This window comes from Cytobacillus sp. FSL M8-0252 (assembly GCF_038007345.1).
Taxonomy (GTDB): Bacteria; Bacillota; Bacilli; order Bacillales; family Cytobacillaceae; genus Cytobacillus; species Cytobacillus kochii.
In genome coordinates this window covers 3851751-3863682 of the sequence record NZ_JBBOWZ010000001.1, presented here as the reverse complement: position 1 = coordinate 3863682, position 11932 = coordinate 3851751, and the positions used below count along the sequence as shown (strand labels likewise).

Below are 11932 nucleotides of genomic sequence, written 5' to 3'. Positions count from 1 at the left end.
CACCAGTCATTGGGTCCCTATTTGAAAGCAGGGCTTTTTTGTGTCTTTGAAAGAATAAAAATTAAAAATGAGGTGTCAATATGGGTAAGCAGTTTGTGAAAGAAATAACATCAATGAATGAAGATTTTCCACAATGGTATACAGATGTCGTAAAGAAAGCTGATTTAGTCGATTATTCGAGTGTGAGAGGTTCAATGATTATTCGTCCATATGGTTACGCCCTTTGGGAGAACATTAAATCAGCACTTGATCAAAAGATAAAAGAAACTGGGCATGAAAATGTTTATATGCCTCTATTTATACCTGAGAGCCTTCTTCAGAAAGAAAAAGATCATATTGAAGGATTTGCCCCAGAAGTCGCTTGGGTAACTCATGGTGGGGAAGATGAGCTTGCTGAGAGACTTTGTGTGCGCCCGACATCAGAAGTACTATTCGGAGAACATTATAAAAATATTATTCACTCTTATCGTGATTTACCAAAGCTTTATAATCAATGGTCAAATGTTGTTCGATGGGAGAAAACAACAAGACCATTTTTACGAACGTTGGAGTTTTTATGGCAAGAGGGCCATACTTGTCATGCGACGGATGAAGAAGCGTTAGAAGAAACAGTAAAGATGCTAGAAGTCTATGCAGATATTTGTGAAAATCTTTTAGCTATCCCTGTTGTTAAAGGCAAGAAAACGGAAAAAGAAAAGTTTGCTGGCGCTAAATTAACTTATACAATTGAAAGTTTAATGCATGATGGTAAAGCGCTACAATCAGGGACATCTCATCATTTAGGAGATGGCTTTGCAAAGGCATTTGGGATTCAATTTACCGACCAAGATGGAAAAGAGCAGTATGTGCAGCAAACTTCTTGGGGATTCACAACCAGAATTATCGGTGCGATGATTATGGTCCACGGTGATGACAGAGGTTTAGTAATTCCGCCAAAGGTTGCACCAAAGCAGGTAATGATTGTTCCTATTGCGCAACATAAGGGTGGCGTATTAGATTTTGCCTATGATTTAAAAGAAAAACTAAGTAAAGTAGCGCGCGTAGATATTGATGCAAGTGATAAAAAGCCAGGTTGGAAATTTAATGAATATGAAATGAAGGGTGTGCCCATTCGCTTAGAAGTAGGTCCTAAAGATATTGAAAAGGGCCAAGTCGTACTTGCAAGAAGAGATACAGGGGAGAAAATGGTCACTCCATTAGAAAATCTAGAAGAAACAATTGTTCAACTCTTAGAAAAGGTTCAAACTTCACTTTATAATAAGGCAAAAGAACATCGCAACGAACATACGTATGAAGCATATACTTATGAAGAGTTTAAGCAGATATTTAATGAAAAACAAGGATTCGTCAAAGCGATGTGGTGTGGCAATCAAGCATGCGAAGAGAAAATAAAAGAAGACACAAGTGTGACTTCCCGATGTATGCCATTTGATGAAACGGCGATTGCTAAAGCGTGTGTTTGCTGTAAAGAAGAAGCACAGCATCTTGTCTATTGGGCTAAAGCTTATTAAGAAAAAAATTTTATTGACCCATATCTTTTTTTCACTTATAGCCGTTTAAGTAATAGAAAGTGTGAAGGGGTGAAGGAAACAATGCAGAAGGAGCAGATGGTAAGCCGGTCAGCAACGTTAGATTTGATTGCGAAAAAGTATTATCGAGACTTAGTAAGCTATTGCACCTTTCTTTGCCAAAATGAGTGGGATGGAGAGGACATAGCGCAAGAAACCATCTTGAAGGCAATGAAGTATAACGAGGCTAAAATAACACGAGCTTTGTTAAAGAAAATTGCTTATCATCAATGGATCGATGTGGTTAGAAAAAAGAAAAAAGAGCAATTAACAGAAAATCATGTTGATATCGAAACAAGAAATCATCATTTGACAGAAACAATTGAATTATTATTAGAGAAATTAACTGTGCAACAGGCGCTAGCTTTTTCATTAAAAGAAGCGTTTTTATTTAAGAATAGTGAAATTGCAGAGATGTTAAATATGAAAGAAGCCTCTGTTAAGAGTTTATTGCATCGAGCAAGAAGACGTTTAGGAACAGATATGAAAGAATTAAATCAGCAATGGGATGAGCCGGTCGAGAGAAAAATCTTTCAAGTTTTCCATCGTGCACTTGAGCATCAACATCCCACTGAGCTTATCAAATTACTGCCAATAATTAATCATTATAGTACTTCCAAGCAAAGCACCCCTTCAAATGCTTTCAATATGATGGCAGCTTAATGCTTGCCTTTTGGAGGTTTCCTAATGAGTACAATACCTTATGTAATTGAACAAACGGCTAAAGGTGAACGGTCCTATGACATTTATTCAAGACTATTGAGAGATCGGATTATTATGATTGGTGAAGAAATCAATGATCATATGGCGAATAATATTGTTGCTCAAATATTATTTTTAGCTGCAGAAGATGAGAAAAAAGATATTTCACTCTATATTAATAGTCCTGGAGGATCAACAACAGCGGGCTTTGCTATTTTAGATACACTCGACTATGTTAGGTGTGATATTCGCACTATCTGTACAGGGATGGCTGCCTCATTTGGTGCACTACTGCTTCTATCTGGCACGAAAGGAAAACGATTTGTGCTTCCTCATAGCGAAGTAATGATTCATCAGCCCTTAGGTGGTGCAAGAGGGCAAGCGACAGATATTGAGATCTCTGCAAGAAGGATATTAAAGCTAAAAGACGTAACCAACCAAATGATTGCCGAGAAAACAAATCAACCATTAGACAAGGTGAAGTTGGATACAGAACGTGATTATTTTATGAGCGCACAAGAAGCGGTGGATTATGGAATCGCGGATGCTATTTTAACGAAGAGTGAATGATAATAACTCACATTAAGCCCACGCTTAATTGATGATAGATGCATATGTAATAGGGAAGGTACCCAGCTTTTAATTAAAGGAGGTAATCCCTAGTGCATTATTATTATCGACATCCTGGTGTTGCGGATGAACGCTTTTTTCCCTTTTTGGCGGCGCCATTTGTTGGCGGTTTTCTTGGAGGATTAGCGGGAGGGGCGTTAGCCGCACCGCTGTTCTTTAGACCTAGGCCGTGTTTTGGAGGACCTTGTCCACCATATGGATACGGTTACGGCCCCGGCCCTGTTCCATATGGCAATCAAGGTTTTGGTGGCTACCAAAATCCCTATGCTGGCAATCCCAATCTTTATGGACCAAATATTAATATAAATAATGAGATTAACTAGATAAAAATGATACCACGGAGAGATGCTGTGGTATTTTTTTGTAAGCTTAAATTTATATATTGAAGGATAGTACAGCAAAATCATAACCAAGATTATAAAAATAAAAAGCAGTCGTAAATTGACTGCTCTTCTATATTAGGTATGAAAATATGGCTTAACCCTACATTTGCATCGTAGTCCATTTTAATTTTAATGACAAATTCGCACTTTGATCACCGGCAGATTGAAAATTTAATGTTAATCCATCTGGTGTATAAGTAACTTTCGGATGATTGTTCAGATTAGCAGAATCAATTAATTGATTAACTTTTGTTTGATTTGATTCCTGGGCAGCAGTCATAATATTATAGGAGTATTCTCTGGACTTCGCCATTTTATCAAGTAATTTACTAGCACTATTCATTAATACTTCCATTGCTTTTGCAGATTGAATGAACTGATCCGGATTAACTGGAGGGAATGAACGTATAGGTATTGGTGGATAAGGGTGGCAATATATAGGATAGGTATAAGGATACGGACAAATAGGAGAGGGATTAAAACGTGTAGGATACATCATAGGTCTCCTTTCAATATCGCATTAGCATAAATATATGTGCCTAAGGCTTATTCTATGATTAAACAGAATATTCCCATAAAATATATGTTCGGTTATAATGGTAGTTGAGGGGAGGCGTACATATGTATCCAAAAACAATGATAGAAACGTTAGGTATTGAAATTACAAGCCTTGAAAAGGGAAAGGTTGTTGCCACTATGCCTGTAGACGGCAGAACGAGACAGCCATTTGGTATCCTTCATGGAGGGGCTTCTGTAGCGCTTGCTGAAACTGTAGCGAGCTTAGGTGCTTATGAACTAGTTGATAAAGAAACAGAAGGTGTAGCAGGACTAGAGATTAATGCTAACCATATTAAGTCAAAGAAAGACGGCGTTGTGACAGCAATTGCAACAGTTCTACATCAAGGAAAAACAACGATGGTTTGGGAAATAAAAATCGTCGATGAACAAGAAAAATTAATATGTGCATCAAGGTGTACAATGGCTGTTTTAAAATTGAAAAAGTCTTAATGAAATGCGGGTGGAAAGGTAATTTCTACCCTGTTTTTTTTTTGGTTTTATATGTGGCATTGTATGATATGAAAGTTAAACCTTCGCATGGTGTCCAGTATCCACACAACAATCATTTTTAATAAACCGCACTTAGTTACGTTTCATTCATTTGATTAGTCACGATTGGAAAATTTGTTTATTAAAATAAAAAAAACGCCACCTACATGCAGTTTAGATTGCATATGGTAGCGTTTTTTTTTATAGATTCTTCCCTAATTTCTTTTTAAATTCTTCATATTTTTGTTGTTCATTAGATTTCTTTATCTCGAGGTATTCTTGGTAATCATCAACCTTACTACCTTCCATTTTTACGCCATGATGATAGGCTGCTCTTCCAAGTAAATGGCCAGCAACTGGAGCTGTTAAAAACATAAAGACGATGCAGAGAAGTACTCTTGTATTAAACTCACTCTCATGAAAATAAAAGTAAAAGAATGCAGCTAATAATATACAAAGGACACCAAGTGTAGCAGCTTTTGAAGCAGCATGGTTTCTCGTATATACATCAGGTAATCTGATTACACCTAGCGCAGCTATTAAGTGAAAGAACGCTCCGAGAATAATAAATATGACGATGATAATATTAGCGATCTCTATCATGATCAATGATGACTCCCTTCTCTAGATATTTGGAGAAGGCTACTGTCCCGATAAACGCTAATATCCCAAATAGTAAAATGAACTCTACATAGGCAGTTGTATCTACTTTGATACATATTAACGCGACAATACCAACAATGTTTACACCAACGGCGTCTAAAGCAACGATACGATCCGGCAATGTTGGGCCTTTAATGATTCGGTAGACTAATGCAAGCATGGATAGAGCTAAACAAATGATTGCAATTGTAACGGCAGTTTGTATCATTTTCGGCTCACCTCCATAATCGCCTTTTCGAAGCTTGTTTGAATCGCTTCTATTTCATCCTGGACATCATTCATATCTACAGCATGTACAAAAAGGATTTTCTTATCTTCTGAAATATCTACTACTAACGTACCTGGTGTTAGGGTAATTAAGTTAGATAGTGTGGTAATTTCCCAGTCCTTTTCTAAACTTGTTGGATAGGCAAATATCCCAGGCGTGTTGTGTAGCTTAGGTGTTAACACAATCTTAACGACAGCAATGTTGGCTAGAATTAGCTCTCGTATAAAGATAAAGAGCAATTTAACCACTGCATAAACACGGTACAAATAAAAACGGCTGCTGAAGAAATTTCTAAATACAAACAAAATGAGTAGGCCAAAAAAGTATCCTTTGATAAATGCCACTAGATCATACGTTGTTGTTAGAAACATCCACATAAACCCAAGACAAACATTTAATAAAATTTGAACTGCCATACTCACTACTCCTTTAGAACTGCATCGATATATAAATTGGTGTTGATTAAACTTTCAGCAGCTTGAGAGATATACGGATAAACAAAATCTGCACCTACACCATAGCAGATAGAAAGAATGACTAAGATCACTGGAGCGATTAATAACTGCTTATAAGGAACTGTCTTTTCATTTGCAAATGTTTTTGGTTCGCCCCAAATGCCATTAATAAAGATTTTCATAATAGAGATGAGCACGAATAAGCTAGATGCTAACACAATTGCAGCGCCAATGAAGTGTTCAGATGAAAATCCACCTTGAACAATAAGGACTTTTCCAACGAAACCACTTAATGGTGGAATACCAGCTAATGCAAGTGCTGCAAGGAAGAATGTCCAGCTGAACCCTGGATAATTCTTTATTAATCCGCCCATTTGCTTTAAGTTATTTGTACCTGTAATGGTTGCCATTAACCCAACAAGTAAGAATAACCCTGCTTTGATAATCATGTCATGAATAAGATAGAATATTGATCCTGTTAAGGCATTTTCATTCATTGTACTTACTCCGAACAGAATGATACCGACAGCAACAATAATGTTGTATATGATAATCTTTTTAACATCCCAATAAGCCAGTGCACCGATAATCCCAGTAATAATAGTTAAAATCGCTAAGATCATGATCACTTGTTGAACATATCCACCTTCTTCGTAAAAGAATAGGGAGTAAGTTCTAATAATAGAATATACACCGACTTTTGTGAGGAGTGCTCCAAAAATAGCCATTACAGGTGCTGGAGGTGCATAATAAGAGCCCGGTAACCAGAAATATAACGGGAATATTGCCCCTTTCAAACCAAAGACGATGAGGAATATGATTCCAATAATCGTAATCACACCAGGTTGAGAAACCCCGCTTATTTCACTCACTCTCTCAGCAATATGCGCCATATTCAAAGTTCCTACGACCGAATAAAGGTAACCAACTGCAATGACGAATAAACCGGAAGAAATAACGTTAACTAAAATATACTTGATGGATTCTCTTAATTGAATTTTCGTTCCACCGAGTAGAATTAAAGCATAAGAAGACATTAACATGACTTCAAAAAATACAAAAAGGTTAAAAATATCGCCTGTCGTAAAAGCACCATTTACACCAACAATTAAAAATTGTAAAGCGGCATAAAAATGATATTTTTCACGATCTTCGCCAATTCCTTTAAATGAATAAATAATACATGCAAATGCGACGATACTCGTTGTTAATACAAGTAAAGATGATAACATATCAGAAACAAGGGTTATACCAAAAGGGGCATCCCAGTTCGATAAGTTTAATGTTTGTATACCGTCATTTTTTACCTGATTCACTAATAGTGCAGATAGAATGACTGTAGCAAAGGCTGATAGACCAGCAACCCACCTTTGAGCAATAACTGATTTATTTAAAAAGATCAGAATGACGGCGGTAATTAACGGAACTAGAATAGGGAGTATCAAAAAATTAATCATTGCCATCATTTCCTCTCAATTTCTCCATATTATCTGTGCCAAGTTCTTTGTATGAGCGATACCCTAATACGAGGAATAGAGCAGTAACTCCAAAAGCAATAACGATTGCTGTCAAAATGAGTGCTTGAGGAAGAGGGTCTGTATATGCGCTTGCTTCTTCACCCACTAAAGGTGGTGCACCTCTCTTCAAGCCTCCCATAGTTAATAAGAGAAGATGTACGCCATGACTTAATACAGTTGTCCCTAAAATGATTCGCACAACACTTCGTGAAAGCATCAAATAGGTTGCAGACATGAAAAGAATGCCGGCAATAAAAATCATTAGTATTTCCATTATTCATCATCTCCTCCTATCGTTTGAATAATGGACATCGTTACACCTACAACAACAAGATATACCCCTAGATCAAACAATGTCGCTGTATGCAAGTGAAGCTCACCTAAAATAGGTACATGAAGGTCTCCAAATGCATGTGTTAAAAAAGGTTTGTTGTAAATAAATGCACCTGCACCTGTTCCAATAGCAAAAACTAAACCAAGTGCAACCATATATAAGAAGTTGAATGGTAAAATATTTCTTACTGTTTGAAGGTCATAGGCTAAGAGTAGAAGCAGGATGGCGCCTGACGTTAATAAGCCGCCTACAAATCCGCCTCCAGGTGTATAATGTCCAGCAAAAAAGATATAAATGGAGAAAATCATGATGAGAAATAATAACACTTTCGTCATCGATTGCAAGATAACGTTACTTGTTTTCAATTTTCTTTCCTCCATTTCTCCTTAGCTTAATCAGACCGAAAATAGCTAATGCAGCAATACCTAACACGGCGATTTCAAACATCGTATCAAAGCCCCTAAAGTCAACTAAGATTACATTAACCATGTTCTTCCCAGCAGCTTCACTATACGTATTCTCAATATAATATTGTGAAATAGAATCAAATAGTTTCGTACTATGCGCTGTTAATCCAACTAAAATGACGAATAAGCCAACCCCTACTGAAATAATGGCATTTCGCACTTTCACTGGTACAGGATCGTCTGTCAATTTCTTCGGTAAGTGATAGAAGCAAAGTAAGAATAGTGATACAGAAATTGTCTCAATCACCAATTGAGTGAGCGCTAAATCTGGCGCTCTAAAAACGATGAATAGCAAGGCAACCATATATCCTATTGTTCCAGTTAGTAGAATAGAAACAATACGAGACTTAGTAAACAATAGAGCGATAGATGCAGCAGCCACAATAAATGTTAGTATTACTTCGTAGAATTCAATTGGCGCTAAATTATCAGTGCTAAAGGCGAAAGCGTCTAGCCCAAATAATGAACCAATAATAAGCACAACCATGAAAATAAACATATAGCTTAAATAATGGTTAATGGATCCTGACATTACATTGCGATTTAAGCTGTAAGAGCCTTTATACATTGAATCAAGTAACCCATCATAGAAGCGGTTAAGTGTAATTTTCTCCGGGAAAATACCATAAATGCCACGCCATTTATTTAATCCAAGGTACATTAGAATCCCAACAATAATAACACCGATTGTCATAAATAATTCTGTATTAAAACCGTGCCACATAGAAATATGAACATCAAACTCATACATAGGCATAATCGTTTCTATAGCAGGTACTAACAAAGGTTTTACGAGATTAGGGAAAAAGCCGATTACAATAACTAATGATGCTAAAATAATTGGAGAAATAAGCATACCAATAGGGGCTTCATGCGGTTTTTTCTCTAATTTCTCTGGTTGATATTTCCCTGTAAATGTTTTGAAAACAAGGATCATACTGTATATGAAAGTAAACACACTCGCAATCCAAGCAATAACTGGAATAATAATGCTCCAATCAAAATCCATATGAAGTGCATTAATCATACCAGTAAAGAACATTTCTTTGCTAAGGAAGCCATTGAATGGTGGTAACCCAGCCATAGCAAAGGTGCCAATTATAGCAATCGTAAATGTAATTGGCATGAGGTTCATCAAACCACCTAGCTTACGAATATCCCTTGTACCTGTTTCATGGTCGACTATCCCTACGACCATAAATAAACTTCCTTTAAAGGTAGCATGGTTCATCAAATGGAAAATTGCAGCAGTAGTTGCTACCATAAAATATTCAGGTTGTTCGTAATGCAGCGCAGCTGCTCCTACGCCTAATAAAGACATAATTAATCCAAGTTGACTTATGGTCGAAAAGGCTAGGATAGATTTTAGATCTGTTTGTTTGACCGCTGAGAAGGATCCCCAGAATAATGTGAACAATCCAAAAGCAATGATGAGCCCCATCCATAAAGTGTCTTCGGCAAAAACTGGACTCATTCTAGCTACTAGATAGATCCCCGCTTTAACCATTGTAGCTGAGTGAAGGTAAGCACTAACAGGGGTTGGTGCTTCCATCGCATCTGGTAACCAGATATGGAATGGAAATTGTGCCGATTTCGTGAATGCACCTAATAGAATACATAAAAGAGCGGCAACAAAAAGTGGGTGATCAATAATTGTGTCAGCCTGTGCGACAATTTCGGTAATACTGAACGTTCCGGTCATGTTATAGAGAAGGATGATTCCTCCCAACATAGCTAGTCCACCTAAAACGGTGATAATCATTGATTTTTGTGCACCATAACGTGATTTCTCTCGATTGTACCAATAGCCAATTAAGAGAAAAGATGAAAAGCTAGTTAATTCCCAAAACGCATAAAGGACAATTAAATTGTCTGATAAAACAACACCAAGCATTGCCCCCATGAACAGCAATAAATAAACATAGAATGTATTTAATTTCTCTTTCTGTTTAGAAAGATAGTAAATAGAATACAGAATAACTAACGAACCAATCCCAGTAATTAATAAAGCGAATAATAAACCTAGTCCATCCACTTTAACTGTGAAGTCAATTCCTAAAGAAGAGATCCATGAAAACGATTCCATTGTTACTTGTTTATTTGTTGTTTTAGAAATAAAACTACTGAAATAAATGAACAGCAGAATAGGAAGTGGTAGTATAAACCACCCTGTGTGTACTGACTTAATATTTTTATATATTAGCGGTACAAACACTGCGATAATAAATGGCGCAATAATCGCCAAATGTAACAGTGACAAGAAATTACCCCCTTTTGAAGAAAAAATCTGTGAATTGCAAGATAATGCAGAGAAATATGCTATTCATACTAAAGTTCAACAGCTACGGTAGTAATTATAACGTAAAAAGTTATCAGTTGCATTGAAGAAATCCTCTAGCAGTAGGTTTCCCCATAAACTTTATAAATAAGTAGAAACACGTCGATTTTTGGCAAAAATTTTTTAAATGAATAAAAAAACGAATAATTATACAAACTATTTTTAGGTGGTGGTTTGTAAATGTTTGGGAAAATAATAACTGCTATAGGCATATTTGCCATTATTTTCTGCAGTGCTTGGTTCGTTGAATCTCAGGAAATGTCAAATAAACTGAAGGCAGATCAATCTAAAAAGTATGAAAGTGAATGGAGTAATCTGGAAATAGAAGCGGATGTATCTGATTTTGCTCCGAGAGAGTACGTGAAAATTAGAGAAGTGTCTTGAGAAAATTTTCAAAAATACGTGGTAAATATGACTAATGAGACTTGGAAGGTCCGGGCAAATTTGACTTTGCTCGGATCTTTTTTATTTGAAATGATTATGAGATTATAATGAATAATGCAATCCTAATACGATGCATAACTTCTTTGGTTTATTTAGGTAAGGGGTTTTGGGGTTTTTCTGAAATGAGCGTACATCACATGAGAAATAAAAAGGTACATATTTGGGACAGTCAGGAATATGATGGAGTATATTTAGGTTTTAATTCAAATAACTGAAAAATAAAAAAATAGCATGCTATAATAACAATAAAGAGTACACGGAAAAATCCGTTTAAAGAAAGGATCTTTTCTTATTATTTACGTAAAAAGGGGGATCTCAGCTGATGGAAGGAGCAAGGTATTTATTTATTGATTTTGAATTTACAATGCCAGAACGGAATTGGAAAGGGTTTTATCCTGAAATCATTGAAGTAGGCTATATTTTGGTAGAGGGTGGAAACATCGTTGACCAGTTTTCATCTTATGTGAAACCAATTAAGTACCCTCATTTATCTAAAAGGTGTAGCTCGTTTTTGAAAATTTCTCAACAACAGGTTGATACAGGCATCACTTTTAAACAAATGCTAGACCAGTTTTCGAAAATACCAACTGTCTCCTCCTTAAAAATCGTTACATGGGGAAATATGGATATGAAGGTGCTGCGAAATAATTGTTTACATACGGAGTTACCGTTTCCCTTTGATGGTAAAGAAATAGATTTATCAATGGAATATAAACGATTCTTCGGTAATCAGAATCAGACAGGTTTATGGAGAGCTGTGCAAGAGTATGGAAAAGAAGGCACGGGGAAGCACCATAAAGCATTGGATGATGCCTTAACGACTTATCAGATCTTTAAGCTTGTGGAAAAAGATAAGCGCTATCTAAAGAAACCAAAGCCTGCTACAATCGGGGACGTCATAGATTTTTCTAAGCTGTTGAAGCAACATGTGTAAGGACTCAAAGTGAAATTGGGTCTTATTTTTTTGCATGTAAACCTGTTTTTAATATCAAACCTTATGCAAAAAAAGTGGTCAAGGTGCTGCTAAACTACGAATGAAAAAAGTCGATGTTTTTACAGTACTGTTGCTAATCTACTCCACTTAATCCAGTACTAGCTTGCATTGGATTCATGGTG

The 11932-nt window shown here is 36.4% G+C and carries 15 protein-coding genes and 1 other annotated feature (1 of these 16 running past the window's edge); of the genes, 7 read left to right on the top strand and 8 right to left on the bottom strand.

The window, feature by feature from the left end:
• Positions 1 to 22, top strand: a binding site (T-box leader); it begins 190 nt to the left of the window's first position.
• A gap of 58 nt (positions 23 to 80) precedes the next feature.
• From proS to MKX83_RS19465, 4 genes are all read left to right on the top strand, one after another.
• The gene (gene proS, locus MKX83_RS19480; RefSeq protein WP_095372056.1) at positions 81 to 1511 is read left to right on the top strand and encodes a proline--tRNA ligase; all 1431 of its coding nucleotides are present in this window, start codon (positions 81 to 83) and stop codon (positions 1509 to 1511) included.
• 81 nt (positions 1512 to 1592) lie between these two features.
• Positions 1593 to 2231, top strand: coding sequence for a sigma-70 family RNA polymerase sigma factor (locus MKX83_RS19475; RefSeq protein WP_095372057.1), 639 nt, complete (start codon positions 1593 to 1595; stop codon positions 2229 to 2231).
• 24 nt (positions 2232 to 2255) lie between these two features.
• Complete coding sequence (locus tag MKX83_RS19470) at positions 2256 to 2840, top strand: ATP-dependent Clp protease proteolytic subunit (RefSeq protein WP_095372058.1); 585 nt, start codon at positions 2256 to 2258, stop codon at positions 2838 to 2840.
• 92 nt (positions 2841 to 2932) lie between these two features.
• A complete protein-coding gene (locus tag MKX83_RS19465; RefSeq protein WP_180316908.1) occupies positions 2933 to 3223 on the top strand; it encodes a hypothetical protein in 291 nt (96 codons plus the stop codon).
• A 160-nt stretch (positions 3224 to 3383) separates the two neighbouring features.
• Here the strand turns inward: MKX83_RS19465 and MKX83_RS19460 are convergent, their stop codons facing one another.
• Positions 3384 to 3779, bottom strand: a complete 396-nt coding sequence (locus MKX83_RS19460) for a hypothetical protein (RefSeq protein ID WP_095372059.1) — start codon at positions 3777 to 3779, stop codon at positions 3384 to 3386.
• A gap of 125 nt (positions 3780 to 3904) precedes the next feature.
• On the opposite strand from MKX83_RS19460, the gene MKX83_RS19455 reads away from it, so the two are divergent.
• A complete protein-coding gene (locus tag MKX83_RS19455) occupies positions 3905 to 4291 on the top strand; it encodes a hotdog fold thioesterase (protein ID WP_095372060.1) in 387 nt (128 codons plus the stop codon).
• Between the two features lie 240 nt (positions 4292 to 4531).
• On the opposite strand, the gene mnhG is transcribed toward MKX83_RS19455, so the two are convergent.
• From mnhG to MKX83_RS19420, 7 genes are read right to left on the bottom strand one after another with little or no spacing between them, the layout of a single operon-like run.
• Positions 4532 to 4933, bottom strand: a complete 402-nt coding sequence (mnhG, locus tag MKX83_RS19450) for a monovalent cation/H(+) antiporter subunit G (RefSeq protein WP_095372061.1) — start codon at positions 4931 to 4933, stop codon at positions 4532 to 4534.
• A complete protein-coding gene (locus MKX83_RS19445) occupies positions 4917 to 5201 on the bottom strand; it encodes a Na(+)/H(+) antiporter subunit F1 (protein ID WP_095372062.1) in 285 nt (94 codons plus the stop codon). The genes mnhG and MKX83_RS19445 overlap by 17 nt, the downstream gene beginning before the upstream one ends.
• Positions 5198 to 5677, bottom strand: a complete 480-nt coding sequence (locus MKX83_RS19440) for a Na+/H+ antiporter subunit E (protein WP_095372063.1) — start codon at positions 5675 to 5677, stop codon at positions 5198 to 5200. Before MKX83_RS19440 ends, MKX83_RS19445 begins: the two co-directional genes overlap by 4 nt.
• A gap of 5 nt (positions 5678 to 5682) precedes the next feature.
• Entirely contained in the window at positions 5683 to 7173 is a 1491-nt protein-coding gene (locus tag MKX83_RS19435; RefSeq protein ID WP_095373614.1) for a Na+/H+ antiporter subunit D, read from the bottom strand.
• Positions 7166 to 7507: a Na(+)/H(+) antiporter subunit C gene (locus MKX83_RS19430; RefSeq protein ID WP_095372064.1), complete on the bottom strand. Its 342-nt coding sequence runs from the start codon at positions 7505 to 7507 to the stop codon at positions 7166 to 7168. Before MKX83_RS19430 ends, MKX83_RS19435 begins: the two co-directional genes overlap by 8 nt.
• On the bottom strand, positions 7507 to 7947 hold the full coding sequence (locus MKX83_RS19425; RefSeq protein WP_180316937.1) for a Na(+)/H(+) antiporter subunit B: 441 nt from the start codon (positions 7945 to 7947) through the stop codon (positions 7507 to 7509). Before MKX83_RS19425 ends, MKX83_RS19430 begins: the two co-directional genes overlap by 1 nt.
• Positions 7919 to 10294 carry a Na+/H+ antiporter subunit A gene (locus tag MKX83_RS19420; protein WP_095372066.1) on the bottom strand — a complete coding sequence of 792 codons (2376 nt, stop codon included), beginning with the start codon at positions 10292 to 10294 and terminating at the stop codon, positions 7919 to 7921. Before MKX83_RS19420 ends, MKX83_RS19425 begins: the two co-directional genes overlap by 29 nt.
• 258 nt (positions 10295 to 10552) lie before the next feature.
• Here MKX83_RS19420 and MKX83_RS19415 point away from each other — a divergent pair, with 258 nt between their 5' ends.
• Positions 10553 to 10756, top strand: a complete 204-nt coding sequence (locus tag MKX83_RS19415) for a hypothetical protein (RefSeq protein ID WP_095372067.1) — start codon at positions 10553 to 10555, stop codon at positions 10754 to 10756.
• A gap of 379 nt (positions 10757 to 11135) precedes the next feature.
• Positions 11136 to 11750, top strand: coding sequence for a 3'-5' exonuclease KapD (gene kapD / locus MKX83_RS19410; protein WP_095372068.1), 615 nt, complete (start codon positions 11136 to 11138; stop codon positions 11748 to 11750).
• Positions 11751 to 11932: the final 182 nt, after the last annotated feature.